Raw genomic sequence first — 25,086 nt, forward strand, 5'->3', positions numbered from 1 at the left:
CTGTTAAGAGTGAGAAACTCTTTTTATTGTATTGTTGATGATGTCACACAAGGCATTAAGCTGTTGATAAGGTCCCACTTTATTAACAATTTCATTCGTATCAGGATGAGAGAAGTTCAGTGGCCAGCCGCAGTTGATGCGAAAGCAATCGTGATAGAAGTTGTGGGTACTGAAGCAGGCGCCGCTGCGGATATCGATCCCTTGTGTTTGAGCGTCTTTTTCCAGTTGTACTGCGTTGAAGTTGGGGATTTGAATCCACAGCACCATGCCGCCGTCTGGGTTACTTATGTGGGCGTTGGCGGGTAAATTCTCTACAAGAAAGCGTCGATACTGGTGAATTTGTTGATTCAAAAGTAAGCGAGTTTTAATGATATGAGCACGGTATTCGCCGGTATTAATAAACTCCGCTAAGCAAGCTTGCATGAAACCATTGACGCCAAAGTTGGTGGCGACTTGCTTTTTCAAGTAAGGCTGTAAATACCGCCCAGGTAAACACCAGCCAAGTCGTAGCCCTGCGGCTAACGTTTTTGAAAAAGACCCACACCAAATGATATAGCCTTCTTTGTCCCAATATTTTGCGGGCAGGGCATTTTGTTTCTGATGGCCCAGCTCAAAATACACATCGTCTTCTATCATTGGAATTTGATATTGCATGGCGAGTGCGGCCAAGGTTTGTTTTTGTTTAACGGGTAAGGTCATGCCGGTTGGATTCATGTTCGAGGTACTGAACAAGGACGCTTGAATCAAGCCTTGCTGTAAAATGGATTCGAGATGTTTTCTTTGGCTTGGCTGGTCTTAAAATACTCACGAGTAAGCTGAGCTTTCTAAACTAACTTCATCGTTCAGCATTTGCTATGATGGCTTTTATTTTTCAGAGCTTTCCTTATGTACAACGCATCCTTATGGCAACCCAGTGCTGACCTCTGTGTTTTAAAAAAACGTGCTCAGCTGTTGAAGGCTGTTCGAGGTTTTTTTGATGCGCGAGATGTGATGGAAGTCGATACACCGTGTTTGTCTTTGGGTAGTATCTCCGATCCTCATATTGAAGTCCTAACCAGCCACACTCGCTCCAAGGGTGAAGATCTAACCTATTATTTGCAAACCTCTCCAGAATACGCGATGAAGCGCTTGCTTTGCGCGGGCTCGGGTTCTATTTATCAATTGGGTAAAGTCTTTCGGGCGGAAGATGTTGGACGTCGCCACAGCATTGAATTTACCATGTTGGAATGGTATCGAGTGGGGTTTGATCACTGGCAGTTAATGGATGAAATTCAAAGTTTGCTTGTGACCTTGTTTGATGATGACTCATTAAAGTGTGAACGCCTCAGTTATCAAGATGCTTTTTTGCGACATACGGGCGTTGACCCTTTGACTGCGAGTTTGAGCGAACTGCAAAGATGCGCTCATCAATACACAGAATATGGCTTGCAAGAAACAGACAGAGACACCTTGTTAGAATTGATTTTTGCCAGTGTTATCGAAGCGGCTATTGGTACAGAGCAACCTTGTTTTATTCACAGTTATCCCGCTTCGCAAGCGGCGTTAGCGAAAACCTATATGGATAATAATGATCAATGGGTTGCCGCGCGCTTTGAATTGTATTGGCAAGGAATGGAACTGGCGAATGGTTATTACGAATTAACGGATGCAGAAGAGCAGACTCACCGGTTTGAAAAAGACAAAGTTTCCCGTAACAAGTTAAAACGAGCAGACAGACAATTTGATGAACGATTATTAAACGCCTTAAAAAATGGCATGCCTGAATGCGCTGGTGTGGCGTTGGGAATCGACCGCTTGCTGATGTTAATGTGTCAAAAATCTCATATTGGTGAGGTTATGTCTTTTGCTCACTCAAGAGCCTAGATATCGGAATAAACTTAATTTAGACCTTAAAAAAGTAAAAATAAAAAGGCTTTGTAGTGAACTCATTAATGGAAAAATATCGCTTAGGCACGAAGCGCCTTATCTCTTCTAAACAATGGATTTGGTTTTATCTGTTTACTTTTTTCATGGTCGTTTTATTGATTTGGAAAGGAGGCGAAGCATTAAAAAATCAGCAGATTAAAACCCTCCGTATGGACACCATAGAGGAACTCAATCAGCTTGCTAATGTTCTAGAAAGCGCGATTGCCAAGTATCAACATATGCCGACTCTGTTGGCGTCGAATGATCGGGTGAAAAAAGCTCTTAGAGATGGTTTTGAATCAGACATCAATCAGCTGAATCGAGAACTTGAGCAGATTAACCGCATAACAGAAGCATCAGACAGTTATATTTTGAATGCCGATGGTTTAACCATAGCGGCTTCTAACTATGGGGGGGGCAGTAGTTTTGTGGGCAGTAACTATGTATTTCGCCCTTACTTTAAAGATGCTATTGCAGGTAAACCGGGGCGATATTATGCCTTGGGTATTATGTCGAATCGTCGTGGTTATTATTTTTCTTATCCCATTTATGAAGGTGAATCGATTATCGGCGTTGCGGTTGTAAAGGTGGATTTAACACAATTCGAAAAACGCTTTGCTAATCAAAATTACGAGTTTGTCTTGTTAGATCCAGATAATGTTGTGTTCAGTGGTTCTCGCCCTAATTGGGTCTATCGAGTACTGGGTGAGTTATCCCACGAGGAGCTAAAACGCATTGCAGATTCCCAGCGCTATGGAGATAAAGCCATTGAGAAATTGGCAATTACCTATCAAAAATCCTTTGATGATCAATCTCATATTATTGATATCTTAGAAAATAAAAATACGAATAACAGCGATAATTTGAACCGAGTTTCTTATCTTAAGATGAGTCGGCCGATTAGTCTTTTGGGTTTCCAAGTGTCCATTTTAGCGCCGCTGAAAATTCTTAACGAAGACATTGCTTTATGGCGTGCTATTTTTGCTGGTGGCGTAACGATTACAGCCTTGTTGTTTGGTTTGGCTATGTTACGCACACGTATGTTACGAGAGCGTTCTGATGCCAATGAGATGACACGGCACAATCAAGCGTATATTCGTGAAGTGATTCAAAATACGCAGGCCGGTTTGGTGACGTTAGACGAGAATCATAAAATTGAATCCTTTAACCCTGCGGTTGAAAGGTTAGTGGGGCAGCCATTAGCCCCTTTGGTTGGGCAACCCTTGAGTGTGTTGTTTCGATCTGATGGCGAAGGGTTTATGACGTCACCTTCGGATGATTTTTTTGACGCCATTAATAATCTCGGTATTAAAGTGCTCACCAGAGAAGGCAGTTTGTGTTATTTCGAGCAAGCGCCTGTGCCTGTGGAAATGACCTTGTGTGAGATGCAGCTGCCTAATCGCTTGAGCTATTTGGTGACCTTCCATGATATGACTGAACGGAAGCGTTATGAGCAAGAAATCACTCAGGCACGAATTGACTTAGAAGAGCGAGTGCGAGAGCGAACCTTTGAATTGGAAGGGGCAAACATTCGACTTCGTCAGGAAATTGAAGAGCACAAAGGCACTCAGCGAGAGCTTATTCAAACCGCAAAACTGGCGGTGCTTGGTCAATTGAGCGCAGGCTTGAATCATGAATTAAATCAACCATTAACGGCGATTCGAGCGTTTGCGGGGAATGGTTTGAAGTTTCTTGACCGTGGACAATACGATCAGGCGCAGACGAATCTACAGCACATTAGTCAGCTTGGTCATCATATGAGCGACATTATTGCGCGCTTCAAAGTGTTTGCGCGAAAAGGCGATGTGCATCAAGGGCCAATTGCGGTTCAGACGGCGATCATGGGTGCTATTAAGATTATGGGAACGCGTTATAAAGAAGTCGATATCGAGCTGGTGGTAACGGAGGATAAAGGCTTTATCGTGAATGGCGATATGGTCTTTTTGGAGCAAGTGTTGGTCAATTTATTGGCTAACGCGGCGGACGCTATTTTGGAGTCGCCTAGCCATGATCGACGAGTTTGTATTGAACAGAAAGGCACAGACGACAGCGTAATTATTTGTGTTCAAGATACGGGCAGTGGATTAAGTGACGAAGCCGTCCGAAACCTGTTTGAGCCTTTCTTTACATCTAAATCATCGGGTTTAGGGTTAGGGCTTGGTTTGTCTATTAGTCAGCGAATTATCGACGCAATGGGCGGGCAAATTAGTGCGAGCAATATGGCCTCAGGTGGTGCTGAATTTTGTGTTAGGCTACCACGCTTTCAACCATCGTCTATGGCTTATGACAATGCTTTATAACGCTTTTCAAAAGGAAATCTCATGCTAGATAATAAGCAGGTAATATTAATTGATGATGAGCAAGCCGTCCGTATGGCGATTTCTCAGACGTTGCAGTTAGAAGATTTTGATGTGGCTGAATTTTCCACGGCGCAAGGCGTGGTTGAACGTTTATCATTAGATTTTCCTGGTGTGATTGTTAGTGATATTAATTTACCAGGCAAAAGTGGTTTGGCGTTGTTTGAAGACGTTAAAAAAATTGATGCAGAGATTCCCTTCATTGTTATTACTGGTCATGGTGACATCAGTATGGCGGTCAATGCCATTCGTGATGGCGCGTATGATTTTATTGAAAAACCCTTTTCGAATGAAGACTTTATTGAAGTAGTCAGACGTGCCACGGAAAAACGTCATTTAACCTTAGAAAATCGAAACCTGCGTTTAGAATTGGTGGCGCAAAATGCTCCGGGCCCTCGTATTATTGGTAATACGTCTGGTATTCATCGTTTACGTCAGGCGTTATTGCATGTGGCGGATACCGGTGCGGATATCTTAATTCAAGGTGAAACGGGGACAGGAAAAGAATTAGTTGCTCGTTATATTCATGAGCACAGTTCTCGTCGGGGTCATGCTTTTGTGGCGATTAACTGTGGCGCCGTACCGGATTCCATTATGGAATCTGAACTTTTTGGTCATGAAAAAGGCGCTTTTACCGATGCTAAAACACAGCGCATTGGTAAGCTAGAACACGCCAATGGCGGTACTTTATTTCTTGATGAAATCGAAAGCATGCCCATGTCCATGCAAATTCGTTTATTGCGTGTTTTGGAAGAGCGCCGTTTAGAGCGTTTAGGGTCGAATACTGGTATTGATTTGGATTTGCGGATTTTAGCAGCAACCAAAGTTGACTTAAAACAGTTGAGTGAAGGCGATACTTTCCGTGAGGATCTGTACTATCGATTGAACGTAGTACGAGTTGATATTCCACCATTACGTGAAAGAAAAGATGATATTTCACTGCTTTGGCAGCATTTTTGTTTAGTGGCGACAGCGCAATATAAACGTGAATCTGAACCCCTTTCTGCAGCACGAATGCACAGCTTATTGAGTTATGAATGGCCAGGGAATGTTCGTGAATTACGTAACCTTGCCGAGCGTTATGTCTTGATGGGAGAGGCGGGCTCTTTTGAGTTTGATGAAATCATCACGAATGAAAATAACCCTGGTGTCATGACTCTGCCTGAGCAAATGGAACGCTTTGAAAAAACCTTATTAGAACAAGAATTAATGCGCCAAAAAGGGTCAATAAAAAGCACCATGGATGCACTGGGTCTGCCGCGTAAAACGTTATATGACAAAATGCGAAAATATGGGCTAGATAAGGATATTTTTAAGTTATAAAACTTGATTTAAAGGTTAGTAATGTTGGGTGTCAAAGTCAGCTTGCTGTATAATTTTTAAACCAGTTTATAGCGCTCATAAGCGATGGACTTAAATTCTATTTTATATAATACGTTTTTCTGGCTGTATGGAGACAAAGTGACATTATTTATTAGACGTTGCCTACGCAGACTTGGGCGAGTTGGTTTAGTTGTAACATTAACAGTCTTATCTGCTACTCTGGCCTATCTGCTTAATTTTCTGTTCGTAGAGTGGTTTGATCTTACTTATATTCCTTTTGAAGACTTTATTTTAATTTCTAGTATTACGGTTTTGGTTACTCCTTTTCTTTCTTGGTATTTAGCGGGTTTATTTTTCCATATAGATGAAATGGAAGTTAAAATGACTGAGTTAGCGACTGTTGATAGCCTAACGAATACTTATAATCGTGGGTATTTTTATCAAAAAGTTGAACGGATTTTATCCAGCCCTCCTGATCTTGAAAATGTTAGCCTCTCAGAGCAGATTGACTATCTAGATAATAAACACTTACCTGGGTTTTTCATTTTAGATCTAGATAACTTAAAACCCATTAATGATCAATATGGTCACGCTGCTGGCGATCAAGTATTGGCTGCCTTTAGTGCTGTATTACTTGAATTAGCTCCAGAGCCTAGTGTTGTTGGTCGTTTAGGTGGGGATGAATTTGTTATTTTTTTAGACAACACCATTCAATTTGTTCCACAAAATTTCGCGGAGCAAATTTTAGAGCGGGTTCGATCTGATAAGGTAGAATTTGATGGATTCCCAATTTCGTTTGCTGCCAGTATCGGTTTCGCTAGTATTCGCGGTAGAGATGGCCATGCAATTGATATGGCAATGAAAGCCGCCGACAATGCTCTATATAAAGTGAAGCGTTCAGGTAGAAATGGTTTTGCAATGGGTGATGTGGAAGGTTGATATTTGTCTATTTTTTACCTTTATAAGGGCTTGTTGAAAGCTAATAATCATAAAAAATGGCGACTATTATGGTCGCCATTTTTAGTGAATCTGTATTTTTGTTGTGCAGATTAAAGCGAATGGCTGTTTTTCGTCTTCGCATTATAATTCTGCACTTTAATTTTGAGGACTAGTCTCCTAATACAAGGCCTTCACGTCTTGGATCAGCCCCACCAAGCAACCCCGTATCTTCAATAATAATGCCTTGAATACCAGAGTTTAAATCTTTAATAGAGACTTTGAATCCCATGTCGGTCAGTGGTTTCTCGAAACGTTCGGCTTGAGTTCCTTTTTCAAGATCGTATGTTCCAAATCGATTCAACATATTCGGCAATGAAATGGCTTCTTGAATGTCCATACCCCATTCAATATGAGCAATCAGAGTTTTAGCTACGTAACCAATAATACGAGAACCACCAGGAGAACCAACGACTAAATAAGGTTTGTCGTCTTTCATAATAATAGTGGGCGACATAGAAGAGCGAGGGCGTTTACCCGGCTCTAGTCGATTCGCGATTGGATAACCATTTTGATGAGATTTGAAGGAAAAATCTGTTAGTTCGTTATTTAGCAAAAAACCATTACTCATCACATTTGAGCCAAAACCGTTCTCAATAGTTGTGGTTACCGAAACCGCATTGCCATCCTTATCGACAATTGAGATATGGCTAGTTGATGGTAATTCAATAGAAATGTCATCGGCTTGTGTTATTGGATGACGCCATTCTGGTTCACCAGCAGAGACGGTTTCTAGCGCTTTACCGGGAGTGATAAGTTTAGCTCGTTCTGCCAGATAGTTTTTGTCCAGTAAGCCTTGAGGCATAGGCACAAAATCCGTATCTGCCATATAGCGACCACGATCTGCAAATGCCAGACGAGATGCATCGCCAATGATTTGCCACGCTTCTGGAGAATTTGCGCCCATTTTTGCTAGGTCGAATTCTTGTGTGATGCCTAAGATTTGCCCAACGGTTAACGCGCCAGAACTTGGTGGCCCCATTCCACACACATCGAATTTTTTATAAGGCAAGCAAACAGGTGTTCGTTCCTTGACCGTGTAGTTGGCAAAATCTTGTTCAGATAATACACCAGGGTTGTCTGCGATAATTTGTACTTGGGAGACAATGTCTTTAGCAATTTGGCCTGTGTAAAACTCGTCGGGACCGTAAACAGCTAATAAATTTAAGGTTTTATAATAAGCCGTATTAGTCATTCGACTACCTGCTTCTACCGGAGTACCGTCATAATTAAAGAAATACGATTTTGTTTTTGGGTAGCGAGACAAATATTCTGCGCTGCCTTTAATTGCCTCTGCTAAACGTGGTGAAACGATAAACCCCTCTTGGGCTATTTTCGCAGCAGGCTCTAACAAGTCTTTCCAAGGTAAGGTGCCATATTTATCGTGCAGCTCCCCCATGAGTTTTACTGTGCCCGGTGTTCCAACAGAACGACCACCCACAACAGCAGTATAGAAAGATAAAGGTTCGCCTTTATCGTCTTGAAAAAGTTCTGGTGTGGCGGCCATAGGTGCAGTTTCTCTGCCATCAAATGTGGTTAGTTTTTGCTCCTTAGCATCGTAATACACAACAAAAGCACCACCACCTAAACCAGAGGATTGCGGCTCTACTAACCCAAGTGTCATTTGAACAGCCACTAAGGCATCGATCGCAGAACCTCCAGCTTTTAATACATCGTAACCAGCTTGGCTAGCGACAGGATTTGCTGTTGCCACCATGAATTTGTTAGCGTGAGTTAAGGTCTGTACTTGTATACCAGTGGCGGCTTCTGGAGCAACAGCGTCGGCCGCTTGCCCGGCTGCTAATAAGCTCGAATTGAGAAAATATAAAGGGAAGAGGGTACAGAAATGACGCCATGAATAGTTATGAAACATAATAAATATCCTGATTTATTTAGTGATAAGTAAAGCAGTACGGCTCTTATCTAATCATAATTGTGTCTTTGGGTGAATGTATAAAACGATAGAATTTCACTAGATTCGATATCTTTTATATCTGAGAGCTACAGTTCAATGAAAGATAAAACACCACTTTGAAAATATCGAATAATCATTTTTGTGCTACTCTCAATCAATAATTTTATGGTCATTTAATGTATAAAAATCTGATAGAAACAGGTGTGTTAATAAATATAAGGTGTTGTTATGAATGGAATGTTTGATCTTACCAATAAGGTCGCAATCGTGACTGGCTGCAATACAGGATTAGGCCAAGGCATGGCGTTGGCGTTGGCACAAGCCGGTGCGGACATAGTGGGTGTAAACAGAAGTGATCCTTCTGAAACGGCTGCTTTGATTGAAAAAGCGGGCCGGAAATTTCATAGCGTAATTGCGGATATGAGCAAGATAGAAACCACGGACCTTGTTATTAAAGAAGCGGTCAATGCGTTTGGTAAAATTGATATTCTAGTGAATAACGCGGGTATTATTCGTCGTAATGATGCCATCGATTTTACTGAGAAAGATTGGGATGAGGTGATGGATGTTAATCTGAAAACCTTGTTTTTTATGTCTCAATCTTTTGCTAAGCAAGTGATGGCTCAGAAGAGCGCAGGGAACATTATCAACGTTGCGTCTATGCTGTCTTACCAGGGAGGTATTCGCGTGCCGTCTTATACTTCATCGAAAAGTGGTGTGTTAGGTTTAACCAAAGCCTTAGCGAACGAATGGGCGCAACATGGCATTAATGTGAACGCTATTGCCCCTGGTTATATGGAAACCAACAATACTGAAGCGCTACGAGCAGATGAAAATAGATCCAGTGAAATATTAGGCCGCATTCCTGCAGGACGTTGGGGAACACCCAATGACATGGCTGGACCGATTGTATTTCTTGCTTCTGATGCATCACGTTATGTGCATGGTTACACCATCGCCGTTGATGGTGGTTGGTTAGCACGTTAGTTTTTGAATTAAGGGTTGGTTATATTTCGAAGTAAAAAAACAAAAAAAGCGCCTTTCGGCGCTTTTTTATGTATCTGGATTTGAGAATAAATATTCAGTTGTTACTGAACAATCTCTGGCCCCATGATGCTGTAAGGCAACGCAGTAGAAAGTGCTGGAATGTAAGTCACTAATACTAAGAACACCATCAATACCGCAACGAAAGGCATCGCGGCTTTAACAACGCGCGCTAGACTCATTCCAGTAATACCGGATGTTACAAATAGATTCAGACCAATCGGTGGTGTGATCATACCGATTTCCATGTTGACTACCATGATGATACCTAGGTGAATCGGATCAATACCCAATTGCATCGCGATAGGGAAAACAACTGGCGCCACGATAACCAATAGGCCAGATGGTTCCATGAACTGTCCACCAATCAACAACAATATATTGACCGCGATCAGGAAGGTAAACCAGTTGAAACCAACATCTAGCATCCATTCTGTGATCATTTGTGGAATACGTTCTGCAGAAAGCGTATGAGCAAACAACAAAGCATTAGCGATGATGAACATCAACATAACCGTTGTTTTTGTGCCTTCTAGCATGACTTTACGAGATTCTTCACCGAACAAAGAAGGGAAGAAACCGCGCAACATCATAGACAAGTTACGTCCCCAAATTGGCATACCTGCTACCAAACAAGCGCCGATAGATTCTTCTACCTTGCTAGAACGTTTGAAGACATAGAAGGTTGCCAGAATAACAGACATGATCGCGCCCCATAAAGCACGGTCTCCGCCAGTTACGGTTTCACTATCGGCCCAAACGAAGAAAGACATGATCTCCCAAACAAGGAAGAAAGAAACACCGTAAACCATACCGTTAAAACCAATACGAGCGTGTGGCGCATCGTCATCGTTTGTCCATGTTTTGCCTTTTAAAGGCCCCATGTCACGGTAAACAAACAAGGCGATAAACATAGAGTAAACCGCGGCAACAACCGCTGCTTCCGTTGGCGTAAATACACCACCGTAAATACCGCCCATGATGATAACAACAAGGAACAAGCCCCAGCCTGCTTCTTTACCGCCACGAATAAGATGACCAAAACCTTTCCATTCTTCTGATGGAAGGTTCTTGATACGAGCAACAACATAAATTGCCAGCATCAACATGCCGCCAGCCATCAAACCAGGAATAACACCAGCCAAGAACATACGGCCAACTGAAACATCAACAGATGCTGCGTAAACCACCATAACGATGGAAGGTGGAATCAAGATGCCTAAAGTACCCGCGTTGGCAATAATGCCTGCTGCGAATTCTTTTGAATAACCGACTTGAGTCATACCCGCAATCGCAATCGTACCTATGGCAACAACCGTTGCTGGAGATGAACCAGACAGCGCGGCAAACATCATACAGGCTAATACAGACGCCATTGCTAGGCCGCCTCTAAAGTGACCAACACTGGCAATAGCAAAGTTAATTAAACGTTTTGCTACACCACCGGTAGACATATAAGACGATGCGATGATGAAGAAAGGAATTGCCAGTAATGTGTAATGCTGACCAGCACCAAACAAAGAAATAGCAACAGATGACAAAGAGTCGTGTGAGAAAAAAGTAATAAACAAAATGGACGATAAGCCCAAAGAAATACCAACCGGTAAGCCAATAAATAGCAGGATTAGTACAGATGAAAATAGAATAATAGATTCCACGATTAAGCTCCCGCGTTAGTCTTTCAAGACGTTTTTGTTTTCTTCGACAAGTTCTTGGGCTTCATGCCCACTGATCAACATGTCGCGTTTTCCACGAGCGATATCAATAAAGGCTTGCAAAGAACGGTAAGAAAGCAGAGCCAAACTGATTGGCAAAATAACAAGCACTATCCAACGATGTAGGCGAGGGCGTAAATCAAACATTTCCTGGAAGAAAACAGGGTAACGAAGTTCTTCTGACCCTAGACCGATTTTGAACATTTTTAGCCAGTATTCGATCGCACCGCCTCTAACGTCTACGCCTAGCATAGCCAACCAAGTTGAGTCGAGTAAGATCAACCCGTATAACATGGCTGATGTTGCACCGATCAAAGATAAGGCTTTAGAAATGCGTTTAGGAACCGCATTTAGCACGATATCGACACCAAGGTGAAGGCCAGTTTTTATACCGTAGCTCATACCCAAAAGAATTAACCATGAGAAAGCGACAGTATTAAATTCGAGTGCGGCATCCCAACCGGTATTGAAGCCATAACGAGCAACAACCTGCCCAAATGAAACGGCCATAATGGAAGAGATAACAATGATTAGGAGGTTTTCTTCTGCCCGCTCCATGACTTTTGGAAAACACTTTTCCAATACCCAAAGGGCAATAATAAATACTAATAAATAAAGGTGTGGCCAAAGTGCCATGGGGTCGTCTCCTAAAAGAAATGGACCTTAACAAGTTAAAAGCAGTATGAAAGATGCAGTGTGTATTCGAAGGGAGTATCAAAAAGTACACGGTGAATCAAAAAAGCTGGCTCAGTTTAGAACTGAGCCAGCGAACTGCAATGTAAAAATTGATTAAGCGCCAGCAGCGGCTTGAATCAAATCTTTACCAATGTCTTTTTCAAACTGTTTCCAAACAGGGCTCATTGTATCTACCCACTGTTGGCGCTGAGCTGGAGTCAATGAATTGATCTTACCGCCTGCTTTCAGAATGTTTGCACGGTTTGCTGCTTCAGCGACTTTCACATTCAAGTTTGCTGCTTGCGTTACTTCGTCTGCAATTTGAATGAACTGCGCACGATCTGCACTAGAAAGGCTTGCTAGGAATTCAGAAGACGTCATGAACAAGTAAGCTAAAAGCTGGTGGTTTGTTTCAGTCGTGCTGTCTTGAACTTCGTAGAATTTCTTAGTGTAGATGTTTGACCAAGTGTTTTCTTGTCCATCTACAACACCAGTTTGCAATGCGCCGTATACTTCAGAGAACGCCATTGCTTGTGGGGATGCACCCATTGCTGAAATCATTTGTTTAGAAACGTCAGACGTTTGTACACGGAATTTTAAACCTTCAGCGTCGCTAGGAACGATAAGCTCTTTGCCAGCTGAAAAGTATTTCATACCTGACATCCAGTAACCTAGACCAACAAAGCCAGCGTAGTCATCCATTGCTAACAAAAGATCTTTACCTTCTTCTGTTTTTGTAAAGCGGATTGCATGGTCCATGTCTTTAAAGATGAAAGGTAGATCGAAAACACCGTATTTAGGTGTGTATGAACCGAACTTAGAAAGTGATGGTGCAAGCAGTTGAACATCACCTAATAGAAGAGCTTCAAGCTCTTTAGAGTCACCAAATAGTGTTGAGTTTGGGAAAACTTCTACACATAACTTACCGTTCATTTCTGTGTTTACACGTTCTGCCAAGCTATTCGCTGCAACAACTTTAGGGTGTGTTGTACCGCCAGTTACGTGGCTGAATTTTACAACGCGTTCACCTGGATCACAGTTGGCGATAGCAGTACCTGCAGTAAGTGCAAGTGCTAGAGACGTTAGAGTAAGGCTGATTTTTTTCATTTTTATAAGACTCCAAAAAACTGAATTATTATTGTGTGCTCGCTTTCTCACTTAAGAAAAGCCCATCAATGGAGCTCATCAGAAATGAGTTTAGTCTAAATTAGACTGAGCAAAACGAGTATTACTAGGATCATACTGTTTACACAATCTATGCCAATTATTGATAAAAATCTTAACGCATTGATTTTTAATATAAAAATCAATTTTGATAAAGGTTTTGATATTTATTCTTTGAGCTAGAATGCGAAAAAGGGGGAGATTACACACATGAAATATTTTGAAATGGGTGATTTTTCACCCATTCTTTAAAATAAGAAGCAGTTCAATATCAGTCTCGTTTCGTTTTTCTAATATAAGCTCTTGTATGTTCTTGTTTTTACCTTGTCTTAACTTCGTTCTTTACTTCGCATAAAGGCATTCCAATAATTCACCTACTACTTTTTTCAGGTGTTTCTCCATTTGTTTCTTACTTTTTAATCCAAAGCTAGCGAAGTCTATGTTGTTATGTGGTTGGGTAATGATGGTGTTTAATAAAGTAAATTCTGGATGTGTTGCAGCCAGCTGATTATTTGCCATAAGGTTTTTTGTTAGGCGAGTCAGTTGTGCGCGAATAGTAAGGTAGGGTCTATGGTGGTGGACAAACAAGCTAAGATCTCGCTGATCCTTTTGTCTTAGTTCCTCTGTGGCAAGATTTTCGGTCTTCATGGATGAGTTAAGTTTTATTACGAGATCATTGGGAATGTCTTGATAATCTCTGAGTAAGTTTAGGCTGAGGTTGGCGAGGTAATATTGATGCCATAACGAGGCTGTTTCATGAGCCTTGGCATGCAGTGGTTTTACCATCATTAATGAATAACAGCCGCTGGCTTGGTCTTTTCCTGTGCCAAGGCGAACAGGTATAAATTCGTTCTTGAGCCAAAAGGAAATCACATCGGACGTGGCTGCGAAACTGGTGCAGAGAAAGTCATATTTTCCTATCGCGGCTTGTTCTATATGGTTAACTAATTGACTGGCCAAGCCTTTATTTTGTTCGCTTTGCGTGGTTGCGATTCGACTGATACGCCAGTAACTGTATTGTCCTGCGTCTTCTATGCCTTCATGTGCTAATAAAGATTGTGGAACCAGATGTCCACGAGGGCGACGGGTTCCTTGCATCACTTCTAGACAGAGTTTGTCTGGCAATTCACCTTCCTTGGTAATCACAGCAACACTGTTAAGAATGTTTCCTTGTAAAGAGAGAAAAGTTGAAACAGAAGGGTCGTCTAATACCCAACGCAAGTTATCTGGCGAAGTTTGATAATGGGCACTGACTAATAGCTGGAAGGTATTGGCTAATAGTTCGGGTTTTTTCAACCATTCCTTGCCTGTGATGTGCTGATATTCAAAAGAGGTTGAAGCATTATTTGACGCTGCAATTTGATCGACTGCACCTAAAAAGAAACTATCGTTGATCCAGTTTTCGAGTGGGTCATTTTCCCCCCATCGAATAGGCTGCTGTAAAGAGAGTTCTTTTAATGACGTATTGTGTTGTTTTAAATAGCGGCAGAAGCGTATGCCGAACCCTTTTCCAGCACCTTCATAGCCATAATCAGTCGTACTGAAAACACAATGGCTGGCTTTTTGGTTTAAGGCTATAAGCAAAGGCACAGGAATCATTGACGCTTCATCGACAAACAAATAATCCCAGTGTGTATTATCTGCAAGTAAGGCATCGGGGGCAAAAAATGGTAAATCTTGGTTTGGTTGAAAAGCTTGTTCAAAGCGAAATTTTAGCGCAGTAATTGCCTCTTTGTTCGGCGCTGTAACCGCAACACGTTTTCCTGCCAATAATAGTTTCGCAATACTGTCCCCAAGTAATGTGGATTTACCACGACCACGAGGTGCAATGAGAACGTATGACTCTGCTTGCTGATCTAACACACGGGCTTGAACGTTAGTCTGTTCCTTGGTGAGATAAGTACCTTTCTCAACGGGAATGAGTGCTGGTAAAGCTACAATTTCTTTCCGGTTTATCGATTGAAAAGGCGAGTTTGGGCTTTCTAAATGATTCAAGAAAAAGCGTTTGAAGCTAGAATCAATTTGTTCTGGTTCGTACGGCCAAGGTAAATAACGGGCAAGGTCTTGATCCGCAAAAGACAGCCAATCGCCTTTAGGCAAGGCGATTGCAAAAAGACCATTGCCGCGAATCGTGCCAGATAATATTGCCAAAGCGCTGGCTGAAATGCCTTGTGTTAAATCCACCAAAACGGCATCGTGAGTACTGCCAAGCTCTTGACGAACTTGTTTGAAAGTACGAGTGGTAAAAGACTTTGATTTACTGAGGAAATCGTCATAAGCGCTGACGTCATAGGCACAAATTAACGGTGTAGAGAAGTGTTCACTCAGTTGCAAAAAATCTGACAAAACCTCAGTGGTCGAGCCTTTTAATATAAAACAATGGCGGTGCTTCTTGCCTACTAAATTGACTACTGAATTATTGGCTGAATTGTCGGATGAATGCATAAAATCTCCCTTTGATGGCAATATCATACTGAGATCAAAGGGCCGCGCCAATTTTAAGTGCATTTCATCTCAGATAAAAAAGCAGTTAAAAAAATCAGGCAAAAAAACAGATAAAAAAAAGCACTCAAAAAATGAGTGCTTTGAATGGTTTAAAGGGGATTAAATAAACTTAAACTCAGAGGTTAGCCAATAACAAACAAATCCATGAAACGATTTACAGGGGTTTGCTCTAGGGCTTTTTGATCTTTACATAAGCTGAAAATAGTTTGGCATTGACGATTCGGGAAGCGCGTTGCCAAGTTGTTTTTGAATTTCTGCTCCAGTAATGGAATACCTTCTACACGACGGCGACGATGACCAACAGGATATTCTACGGCAACTTCTTCTGTGCTTGTGCCATCTTTAAAGAAAACTTGAATGGCATTGGCAATAGAGCGTTTGTCAGCTTCCAAATATTCTGCTGTGAAGCGTTTGTCTTCAGTGATTTCCATCTTATTGCGTAGTTCATCAATAATCGGATTCGCCGCGTGGAAATCATCTTCATAATGTTCCGCAATCAGGTTTCCAAACGCCAATGGCACAGCCGCCATATACTGTAAGCAGTGATCGCGGTCAGCAGCATTTGCCAATGGGCCAGATTTGGAAATAATACGGATTGCAGATTCATGAGTACGAATGACGATTTTATCGATGTCTGCTAGACGGTCTTTCACTTGTGGATGCAAGATAACTGCGGCTTCTGCTGCGGTTTGCGCATGGAACTCAGCGGGGAAAGAAATCTTAAATAAGATGTTTTCCATCACATACGTGCCGTAATCTTGAGAGAAAGAAAATTGACGTTGAGCATCGGGTTTAATGGCTTGGTCTTTGTTGGTTTTCGAAAAAGACACATCATAAAAACCCCATTGAGGTGCGGTTAATACACTTGGAATTCCCATTTCGCCACGCATCGACATATCAGCTAAGCGTACCGCTCTTGATGTCGCATCACCTGCAGCCCAGGATTTGCGTGATCCGGCATTTGGCGCATGACGATAGGTTCTTAACGCTGAACCATCCACCCAAGCCTGAGAAATCGCGGCCATGATTTGTTCTCTGTCACCGCCCATCATTTTAGTGACGACGGCTACTGATGCGACACGAACTAATAAAACGTGACATAAACCAACGCGGTTAAAGGAGTTTTCTAGGGCAATAACGCCTTGGATCTCGTGCGCCATGATCATTCCTTCCAATACTTCACGCATGGAAAGAGGCGCTTCGCCATTAGACAAACGAACCTGAGAAAGGTGATCGGCAACGGCCAAAATACCACCAAGATTATCAGACGGATGTCCCCATTCAGCAGCAAGCCAAGTGTCGTTGTAGTCTAACCAGCGAATAATACAACCAATGTCCCAAGCCGCTTTTACTGGGTCGAGTGATAAAGACGTGCCCGGTACGCGTGCGCCATTAGGTACAACCGTCCCTTGGACAACGGGCCCTAAATGTTTCGTACATTCTGGGAAGCGTAGGGCGAGCAAACCACAACCTAGGGTATCCATTAAACAGTTACGTGCAGTGTCTAAGGCTTCTTGACTTTCAACTTTAAAGTTAATCACATAGTCAGCGATGTCTTGAATGACTTGGTCATAATCAGGGCGATTATTTACATCTACATTAGCGCTCATTTTTAATGTCCTTTAGATAAAAATTCAAATAGTAAAATAGAGTTATGGTTGTTCGTTTATCTTCTATGGTCGTTGATCTAGAGCGACCCAATCCGCATGGTCTGGACCAATATAATCAGCACTTGGGCGGATGATTCGATTGTTCGCTCTTTGTTCCATAACATGAGCCGCCCAACCTGTGACGCGTGCACAAACGAAAATTGGCGTGAATAACTTAGTCGGAATTCCCATAAAACGATAGGCGCTGGCATGGAAGAAATCGGCGTTACAAAAGAGTTTTTTCTCACGCCACATAACGGCTTCACAACGTTCTGACACTGCGTATAAACAAGTGTCGCCTACTTCTTCACTGAGTTTTTTAGACCATTGCTTAATGATCTCATTACGAGGGTCGGATTCACTGTAAATCGCATGACCAAAGCCCATCACCATTTCTTTATTGGCAAGCTTCTTCAATAACTCGGCTTCGGCTTCGTCTGGTGTTTTCCAAGGTTCGATCATGTCCATCGCGGCTTCGTTTGCACCGCCATGCAATGGCCCGCGCAAACTGCCAATGCCGCCAGTAACGCAGGAAAACATGTCCGACATGGTGGACGCGCAAACTCGCGCAGTGAAAGTGGACGCGTTGAATTCATGCTCGGCATAAAGAATCAGAGAAGCGTTCATGACCTGCGTGTGCAACTTGCTTGGTTCGACATCGTGAAGCATGGTTAAGAAGTGTCCAGCCAAAGATTGTACGTGCATATTATGAGTATCGACACGCACGCCATCGTGACTAAAGCGATACCAATACACGACGATGGCTGGCAAAGTGGCGATCAAACGATCGGCCGTGTGTAATCCAAGTGAAGGTTGTTTTTCGAAAGGGAGCTCTGGTTCAAGGTTGCCTAGAAAAGAACAACCTGTGCGCATCACATCCATAGGGTGAGCGTCCTTAGGAATCAGCTCCAAGACTGCTTTGAGTTCTTCTGGCAGGCTGCGCAAGCTCATTAGTTTTTGTTCGTAGTTGTGCAACTGAGTGCGATTTGGCAAGGCGCCATACAGCAAAAGGTACGCCACTTCTTCAAAGCTGGCTTTACTGGCTAATACATCGATACCATAACCTCGATACGTCAATCCTGATGAGGCTTTACCGACAGTACAGAGTGCAGTTTGACCTGCGCTTTGGCCTCGTAGACCTGCGCCTGATAGTATTTTAGTCATTTCGATTCTCCATTTTTATTTTTTGCTGAGAAATCATTGAAGTAATTGTTTTTACTTTTTCTTTTTCTTTTTCTTTTACTGGATTATTTCTCCCCAGAGAAAAGCGCGTCTAGCTTATCTTCGTAGTCATGATAATTTAGGAATTTGTAGAGTTCGTTGCGGGTTTGCATCGAATCGACAACATCACGCTGGTGGCCATCGTTTAACAAATGTTGATACACGTTTAACGCGGCTTTGTTCATGGCGCGGAATGCACTTAATGGATACAGCACGAGATCAACCCCAGCGCTGGCCAATTCTTCTTTACTAAACAAAGGCGTCTCACCGAATTCAGTGATGTTGGCTAATACTGGTACTTTTACAGCCGCGACAAATTCTTTGTATTGATCCAAGGTAATCATGGCTTCAGGGAAAATCATGTCTGCACCCGCTTCCACACAAGCAATAGCGCGTTCAATGGCGGAATCCATGCCTTCAACGGCCAAGGCGTCAGTGCGTGCCATGATGACAAAATCCTCATCCACGCGAGCATCTACACAGGCTTTGACTCGATCGACCATTTCATCTTGACTGACAATGGCTTTGTTTGGGCGATGACCACAGCGTTTCTGCTGTACTTGGTCTTCAATGTGAACCGCCGCCGCACCGGCTTTTTCCATTTGTTGGATCGTTCTGGCGATGTTGAATGCACCGCCAAACCCTGTATCAATATCAACTAATAAAGGTAGGTTAGACGCTGAAGTGATGCGGCGTACGTCTTCTAGTACATCGTGAAGGTCTGTCATGCCAAGGTCTGGTAGACCGTAGGAAGCATTGGCAACGCCGCCGCCAGATAAATAAAGAGCATGATGTCCAGTTTGTTCAGCCATCATGGCGCAATATGCATTGACCGCGCCAACAACTTGTAATGGTGATTGTGTTGCCACGGCTTGTCTAAAACGAGCACCTGCAGAATGTGTTGTCATGGTTTCTCCCTCTTTTTATTTATTTTTAATAGCGTTTATTTTGAATGGTGTTTTAACGAGAGATGAGAGCAATTTGCTCCATCGCTTGCTGTAATAAATGACTGGCGCGACTAATATGGCGACGCATCAGTAATTCAGCTAAATCGCCTTCGTGATTTGCTATCGCATCTAAAATGGCCCTGTGTTCCCGTAATGCTTGGCGAGGGTCACTGCGTTGATCTGCTGTATGGCGACGATACATGTGAATGACCGCGTACAATTCTTCAGTGAGCAGGCGGATTAGCTTGGCGTTACCGCTGGCGTGAATAATGCGTAAATGAAAGTCGTCATTACCACCCTGTTGTAGATAACGTTCGTCTTGGTTGTCATCAAGGTAGGCTTGATGTTTATCGAGCAGGGCATACAGATTGTTAACTTCTTCAGTTTGCATTCTTGTCGCAGCCAATCTTGCTGCCATACCTTCTAATGCTTCACGCATGGCAAAAGAGTCGAGCATGTCTTGGGTGTTAAGCTGAATTACTCGTGCACCGACATTGGCCGTGCGAGTCACGAGCCCTAAGCCTTCTAATTTGACGATGGCTTCTCGAAGTGGGCCGCGAGACACGCCATATTGTTTGGCGAGTTCTGGCTCAGAAATTTTACTGCCTTGTGGAATATGACCTTGCACAATAGCGTTAGTAAGCTGCTGCGCAAGGTCTTCAGATAAGGTGGCCGACTTGATGGAAATAAGGTTGCTCATAAAATATAAAACACTTCATTGTTGACAATGTAGTTAGTTATAGACTTGTTTTTAGGCTTAATCAAGCCAGATTGTCGACAATGTATCTATATTTTCATTATTCTTTAGTCGTATACGGCACCTTGATGACTTTCTCAATAATGATTAACTGTGTGTTTATTAAAAGGTTTTTCAGATTTATTCGATAGAATCTCTAAAAAACTGATAAAGTCATACAAATCACTCAAAATAGTACTTTTATCAAGGGTCGACAATTTATGTGGTTAACACTATCAAGTTATAAACTCTGTGTTGTTAACCATTATTTTAGATGGTTGGTTATGACGTTTAGATAAAAGCAGAAATAAGGGAAGTCATGAAAAAAATTAAAAACGAAGTAGCCCTAAGTAAAAAAGCCATTCAAGTTGGTGAAAATTACGCACTAAAACGAGGTTACGCTGGTTTTTCTGCAACCATGTCTGCTAATGAAAAAACAGAAGCGATTTATCGCTTGTTAGTCTTAGATAAATTGGTTGTGGCGTTACCTGCAGACAAAGAAGACTTGCCGAATATGAAACACAAGCTTGCCTTATGGATTCAGAAAATTTTACCAAAAGACGATCCATTATTGACGTAGTCATTTGCTTTTGAAGCAAAGACACAAGCATACAAAAAAATCACAATAGGCTTTTAAATACGATAGCAGTCGAAAAGCCTCAACAGCAATGTAAATAGAAAGGAAAAACCGATGGATAATAAAGCGCTTGCGATTGAAGCTGTGAATCTTGTCAAACCAGCCATTGAACAATTGTTTACTAAAACATGCCGCGCGGAACTTCATATCGTGATTATGAACCCACAGCTGAAACCATGGGAAGCTTCTTTTGATGATGCCATTTTGCATGAATGCACTTTAGGTACACCAGAAACGTGGCCAGCCCCTTTTGATGAATTAGCGCGTAATAAAGCAGCACAAACGTGGCGTGATTCGGTTGCTAATATTAACCACCATACGATGCATCCTTCTTCATTACGTGAAGGCGATGTGTTGTTTTACGGTTCATTTGTTTACGGCAACATTGTTGTCGCTTGTAGCGGTGTTGAGCCTTGGTTCGATATGTTGGTAAGTGGTTGGATCGCTGTAGCACTTGAGCAATTAACCATTAATGAATATCAAACAACGAAAGCAGCAGAGCCAACTCGACGCTACAGAGCTTAGTCGTCAGTTTAGTACTGTTCTTCATTCTCTTCTGGAAAATATCTCCAAGAAAAAACCAAGCAATCACCAATCGATTGCTTGGTTATTCCAATCTAGAAACGCCGCCTTGCCCTTTATTTCAATAGAATTTGTTTCAACGGAAGTCATTTCAAAAGAATCCATAATATTTAATAACTGAGACGCGACAAAATCCGCTGTGAATAATTTTCCTTCCGGAACACCTCGCTGAAAAGGCTTCGATAATGGTGTGTCTGTTGTACCTGGATGAAAGGCAATTAACTGAACGTTTTTGGCTCGTCTTGCGTACTCAATGGCGCTGTTTTGAACCAGCATATTTAATGCTGCTTTTGATGCTCTATAACTGTACCAACCGCCAGATTGATTATCAGAAATACTACCAACACGAGCACTAAATACTGCCACTTGAGTCGCTTTTTTGCCTTTTAAAATAGGTAATAATTTACTTAGCCAAAGCATTGGAACGACTGTATTAGCATGGAAGACAGCTTCTAACTGTGCAGCATTGATATCCTCTAGTTTTTTCTCTGGCATCATTGTTTCATTATGTAGAAGGCCGTTACAGATTAAAACTTTAGTAATATTCACCGAATAGGATGCGAGTTGCTGGCATATATCAGCAATGCTAGATTCGACATTATCACAGACTAACCTGTGTACTTTATTCGTTCTTGATTGATCGTTCTCTTGCCCAATCTCTGCAGGTAAAGAACGACTAATAGCAAATACACCAAGGCAATCTTGGTTCTTTTCAAATTGTTGAATGGCTGCTTGAGCAATCGTACTGCTGGCACCAATAACAAGAGCGTAAAAAGACGACATATTAACGCTCCTTTTTTTGGCACGATGAGCAGCCTGATTTGCCGCTCGGTTTGCTGTTCAGTTTGCTAGTAATAAAAGAAAAAGACGAAATAGAATGACGGTAGCGAGCGAAGAAAAGATATCCAAAATCAGCGAAAACTCGAATCAAAGGCCAACGTAAAATTTGTATCCATTTATGTTTATCCACTAATTTCCATGCCAAACACGTGACATCTAAACCTTTGATAATTTCACCATTCTGTAATTGTCCATGGAGTATTCTATCCGCTTGAACTGGGTCGATGTGAGGGAAGCGTTCATTGAAATCGATGTTGTGGATGTCTTCTAGTATGAGTTGGTTCTGGTTATCTAAGCGCTGTAACTTATCCATCTCAGCGGTGCAAAGCGGACAATTACCATCGTAAAAAATTGTTAGCATGATCTGGACCCTTTTGTATTTCATACGGTGTTTTGTATTTCATATAGAGTACAGATACGCAAAAAGAGGAAGGTTAGATCACTCTCGATAAATGGCACTTTAAAAAGTGACGGTTGGATACCGGTGCGTTTAGTTTATTTATAAGGATATACAATAAGTAAATGCAATACACATACGACAATGGTGACGATAAAACGCATGTTTAAATAACGAGCGTTGGCTGATTCGTTGTGTTTTAGCGATCTTGCTTCTACCCAGAATGTACTGATGAAACCAAGAAATAATAAACCGATAGACAGTACTGGCACGTCGATCAACAACGAAAACCAAGCGCCAATCGCAAGGAAATTACTTGTGATAAGTACATATCGACTCAATGAATCGATATCTTTGTGAATGAATTGCCCCCACAAAGTGCCGCCCATGAAACTCAAAATAATGGCACTATAAGTGATGAACAAATGAAGTCCTGATTTCTCAAAAAAAACTTGGTTTGACCAGCTCAAATAGGTTGCGAAGACAAAAGGAATCATACCGAGCGCAGCCAGTATCACCGTGAGAAAAGAAGTAGAAGTTCGCATGTTAATGTGCCTATGTAAAAAAATAATGTGCAAAAAAAGTGTATATTAAAGAGTTTTATATGAATGGCGTGACAAATACCAGTTATATGGACTATTCATTCTGTTTTTTTACATACCTTTACGCTATCTACATCATACGAAACGCCATTGAGCGAAATACAGGCAAAGAGTACAATGTAAGGCTATAACAATTGCTTGAACGTAAAATCGCTTGGTTTTGCGTCTTTATTTAATAAATTCTGCTTAAGGTGTGTTTAGAAATGCCAGCTAAAACAATGGATGAACTCGTCTCCCTATGTAAACGTCGTGGATTTATTTTCCAAGGCAGTGAAATCTACGGTGGTATGCAAGGTGCTTACGATTACGGTCCGCTAGGCGTTGAATTAAAAAACAACATCAAAGCGGCTTGGTGGCGTTCAATGGTTTACGAACGCGACGATGTAGAAGGTTTGGACGCAGCGATTATTCAAAACAAACACGTTTACAAATATTCAGGTCACGAAGATACGTTTACCGATCCAATGGTGGATTGTCACGAATGTAAATCACGTATGCGTGCCGATCACATGAAAGACATTAAAGTCTGTGATAACTGTGGTTCAACGAATGTAACGGAACCTCGTGACTTCAACTTGATGTTTAAAACCAACGTTGGCCCAATGGTCGATGAAGAGTCTTATACTTACCTTCGTCCAGAAACGGCTCAAGGTATTTTTACCAATTTTAAAAACGTGGTGGATTCTACGTCTCGAGCTTTGCCTTTTGGTATTGCGCAAATTGGTAAATCCTTCCGTAACGAAATCACGCCTCGTAACTTTATTTTCCGTGTTCGTGAATTCGAACAAATGGAATTAGAATTTTTCTGTAAGCCAGGCGAAGACGAAAAATGGCACGACTTCTGGGTGAACACTCGTAAGCAGTGGTGGTTGGATCAAGGTCTAGCAGAAGAAAACATTCAATTTGAATACGTAACGGGCGATGACCTGTCTCATTACTCAAAATCGACTGTGGATATCTTGTACAAGTTTCCACATGGTTTTGAAGAACTAGAAGGCGTAGCAAACCGTACCGATTACGATTTGGGCTCTCACACCAAAGCACAAGACGAATTTGGTATCTCGGCGAAAGTGAAAAAGAACGAACATTCTACGGCGAAATTGGCCATTCGTGATCTTGAAGCGAATAAGTGGGAAGTGCCTTTCTGTATCGAACCCTCTGCTGGTCTTGACCGTGGTTTGCTTGCGATCATGACAGAAGCCTACACCGAAGAAGAACTAGAAAACGGTTCGACTCGTACTGTTCTTAAATTCAAGCCACATCTTGCGCCAATCAAAGTCGCTATCATGCCGCTTAAAAAGAACAAACCTGAAATCGTTGCGTTAGCAAAAGAACTTAAAAACAAGCTTCAGAAACTAGGCTTGGGTCGTATTCTTTATGAAAACACAGGTAATGTAGGGAAAGGCTACCGTCGCCATGACGAAGTAGGTACACCAATCTGTGTCACCGTCGATTTCGATTCGATCGAACAAGAAGGTGCACCTGTGACCGTTCGAGATCGCGACACAATGGAGCAAATCGTTGTGAACGCAGCCGATTTACCAGCTTATGTAGTGAACTACTTTATCAACCAAGATTAGTTTTTGGATTAATAAAATAGAGATTAGAAATCCCTTTAAGATGAGAGTCTTAAAGGGATTTTTTTAGAAACGACAACTGTCTAGCAAACTCTGGTAAGTCCAGTTTTAGATAGAAACAAAGAAACCTAAATTCAGATGTATTGAATTTTTCTGATCTTCTGTGTCTTGCTATATGTTATGGAATCCCTTGCTAACCTTTTTCTAAACTCTCTTTCTCACTTTGTGTGAGTTTTGTATCTATGACGTTAAAAACTTTGCATATTTCAGATTCTCAACCAGACTGAGTTCAGGCAGCT

The 25,086-nt window shown here is 41.9% G+C and carries 21 protein-coding genes; 8 read left to right on the forward strand and 13 right to left on the reverse strand.

The window, feature by feature from the left end:
- Positions 1 to 3 precede the first annotated feature (3 nt).
- A complete protein-coding gene (locus tag MUS1_RS12010) occupies positions 4 to 747 on the reverse strand; it encodes an aminotransferase class I/II-fold pyridoxal phosphate-dependent enzyme (RefSeq protein WP_342665497.1) in 744 nt (247 codons plus the stop codon).
- 138 nt (positions 748 to 885) lie between these two features.
- Here MUS1_RS12010 and epmA point away from each other — a divergent pair, with 138 nt between their 5' ends.
- The 4 genes from epmA (at position 886) to MUS1_RS12030 (ending at position 6,524) form a co-directional block, all read left to right on the forward strand.
- Positions 886 to 1,863, forward strand: coding sequence for an EF-P lysine aminoacylase EpmA (gene epmA, locus MUS1_RS12015; protein WP_036162943.1), 978 nt, complete (start codon positions 886 to 888; stop codon positions 1,861 to 1,863).
- A gap of 56 nt (positions 1,864 to 1,919) precedes the next feature.
- On the forward strand, positions 1,920 to 4,205 hold the full coding sequence (locus tag MUS1_RS12020; protein ID WP_036162946.1) for an ATP-binding protein: 2,286 nt from the start codon (positions 1,920 to 1,922) through the stop codon (positions 4,203 to 4,205).
- A gap of 21 nt (positions 4,206 to 4,226) precedes the next feature.
- Complete coding sequence (locus MUS1_RS12025) at positions 4,227 to 5,585, forward strand: sigma-54-dependent transcriptional regulator (RefSeq protein ID WP_036162948.1); 1,359 nt, start codon at positions 4,227 to 4,229, stop codon at positions 5,583 to 5,585.
- A gap of 138 nt (positions 5,586 to 5,723) precedes the next feature.
- Positions 5,724 to 6,524, forward strand: a complete 801-nt coding sequence (locus MUS1_RS12030) for a GGDEF domain-containing protein (protein ID WP_036162951.1) — start codon at positions 5,724 to 5,726, stop codon at positions 6,522 to 6,524.
- Between the two features lie 169 nt (positions 6,525 to 6,693).
- Here MUS1_RS12030 and ggt read toward each other — a convergent pair whose 3' ends face one another.
- Entirely contained in the window at positions 6,694 to 8,454 is a 1,761-nt protein-coding gene (ggt, locus tag MUS1_RS12035) for a gamma-glutamyltransferase (protein WP_036162956.1), read from the reverse strand.
- A gap of 270 nt (positions 8,455 to 8,724) precedes the next feature.
- Here ggt and kduD point away from each other — a divergent pair, with 270 nt between their 5' ends.
- Positions 8,725 to 9,483: a 2-dehydro-3-deoxy-D-gluconate 5-dehydrogenase KduD gene (kduD, locus tag MUS1_RS12040; RefSeq protein WP_036162959.1), complete on the forward strand. Its 759-nt coding sequence runs from the start codon at positions 8,725 to 8,727 to the stop codon at positions 9,481 to 9,483.
- A 101-nt stretch (positions 9,484 to 9,584) separates the two neighbouring features.
- On the opposite strand, the gene MUS1_RS12045 is transcribed toward kduD, so the two are convergent.
- The 8 genes from MUS1_RS12045 to MUS1_RS12080 form a co-directional block, all read right to left on the reverse strand.
- Positions 9,585 to 11,198 carry a TRAP transporter large permease gene (locus MUS1_RS12045; protein ID WP_036162961.1) on the reverse strand — a complete coding sequence of 538 codons (1,614 nt, stop codon included), beginning with the start codon at positions 11,196 to 11,198 and terminating at the stop codon, positions 9,585 to 9,587.
- Between the two features lie 15 nt (positions 11,199 to 11,213).
- Positions 11,214 to 11,891: a TRAP transporter small permease gene (locus MUS1_RS12050; RefSeq protein ID WP_036162963.1), complete on the reverse strand. Its 678-nt coding sequence runs from the start codon at positions 11,889 to 11,891 to the stop codon at positions 11,214 to 11,216.
- Positions 11,892 to 12,044: 153 nt separating this feature from the next.
- On the reverse strand, positions 12,045 to 13,037 hold the full coding sequence (locus MUS1_RS12055) for a TRAP transporter substrate-binding protein (RefSeq protein ID WP_036162967.1): 993 nt from the start codon (positions 13,035 to 13,037) through the stop codon (positions 12,045 to 12,047).
- Positions 13,038 to 13,436: 399 nt separating this feature from the next.
- Positions 13,437 to 15,539: a tRNA(Met) cytidine acetyltransferase TmcA gene (locus tag MUS1_RS12060; protein WP_051436245.1), complete on the reverse strand. Its 2,103-nt coding sequence runs from the start codon at positions 15,537 to 15,539 to the stop codon at positions 13,437 to 13,439.
- A 182-nt stretch (positions 15,540 to 15,721) separates the two neighbouring features.
- Entirely contained in the window at positions 15,722 to 17,209 is a 1,488-nt protein-coding gene (gene prpD / locus MUS1_RS12065) for a 2-methylcitrate dehydratase (protein ID WP_036162968.1), read from the reverse strand.
- Positions 17,210 to 17,272: 63 nt separating this feature from the next.
- Positions 17,273 to 18,412 carry a bifunctional 2-methylcitrate synthase/citrate synthase gene (prpC, locus tag MUS1_RS12070; RefSeq protein WP_036162969.1) on the reverse strand — a complete coding sequence of 380 codons (1,140 nt, stop codon included), beginning with the start codon at positions 18,410 to 18,412 and terminating at the stop codon, positions 17,273 to 17,275.
- 83 nt (positions 18,413 to 18,495) lie between these two features.
- Positions 18,496 to 19,377 carry a methylisocitrate lyase gene (prpB, locus tag MUS1_RS12075; RefSeq protein WP_036162970.1) on the reverse strand — a complete coding sequence of 294 codons (882 nt, stop codon included), beginning with the start codon at positions 19,375 to 19,377 and terminating at the stop codon, positions 18,496 to 18,498.
- Between the two features lie 52 nt (positions 19,378 to 19,429).
- On the reverse strand, positions 19,430 to 20,116 hold the full coding sequence (locus MUS1_RS12080) for a GntR family transcriptional regulator (protein ID WP_036162971.1): 687 nt from the start codon (positions 20,114 to 20,116) through the stop codon (positions 19,430 to 19,432).
- Between the two features lie 355 nt (positions 20,117 to 20,471).
- Between MUS1_RS12080 and MUS1_RS12085 the strand changes: the two genes are divergently transcribed.
- Both MUS1_RS12085 and MUS1_RS12090 read left to right on the forward strand, forming a co-directional pair.
- Positions 20,472 to 20,732, forward strand: coding sequence for a DUF5062 family protein (locus MUS1_RS12085; RefSeq protein WP_036162972.1), 261 nt, complete (start codon positions 20,472 to 20,474; stop codon positions 20,730 to 20,732).
- 111 nt (positions 20,733 to 20,843) lie between these two features.
- Positions 20,844 to 21,314: a hypothetical protein gene (locus MUS1_RS12090; RefSeq protein ID WP_036162973.1), complete on the forward strand. Its 471-nt coding sequence runs from the start codon at positions 20,844 to 20,846 to the stop codon at positions 21,312 to 21,314.
- A 63-nt stretch (positions 21,315 to 21,377) separates the two neighbouring features.
- Here the strand turns inward: MUS1_RS12090 and MUS1_RS12095 are convergent, their stop codons facing one another.
- The 3 genes from MUS1_RS12095 to MUS1_RS12105 form a co-directional block, all read right to left on the reverse strand.
- Positions 21,378 to 22,154 (reverse strand): SDR family NAD(P)-dependent oxidoreductase, encoded by a 777-nt coding sequence (locus tag MUS1_RS12095; protein WP_036162974.1) that lies wholly within the window; start codon positions 22,152 to 22,154, stop codon positions 21,378 to 21,380.
- 1 nt (position 22,155) lies between these two features.
- Entirely contained in the window at positions 22,156 to 22,572 is a 417-nt protein-coding gene (locus MUS1_RS12100; RefSeq protein WP_036162975.1) for a thiol-disulfide oxidoreductase DCC family protein, read from the reverse strand.
- Between the two features lie 134 nt (positions 22,573 to 22,706).
- Entirely contained in the window at positions 22,707 to 23,153 is a 447-nt protein-coding gene (locus tag MUS1_RS12105; RefSeq protein WP_036162976.1) for a DUF3429 domain-containing protein, read from the reverse strand.
- A 260-nt stretch (positions 23,154 to 23,413) separates the two neighbouring features.
- Here MUS1_RS12105 and MUS1_RS12110 point away from each other — a divergent pair, with 260 nt between their 5' ends.
- Positions 23,414 to 24,790 (forward strand): glycine--tRNA ligase, encoded by a 1,377-nt coding sequence (locus MUS1_RS12110; protein WP_036162977.1) that lies wholly within the window; start codon positions 23,414 to 23,416, stop codon positions 24,788 to 24,790.
- The last annotated feature ends 296 nt before the right edge of the window (positions 24,791 to 25,086 follow it).

Source organism: Marinomonas ushuaiensis DSM 15871, assembly GCF_000521805.1.
GTDB lineage: Bacteria > Pseudomonadota > Gammaproteobacteria > Pseudomonadales > Marinomonadaceae > Marinomonas > Marinomonas ushuaiensis.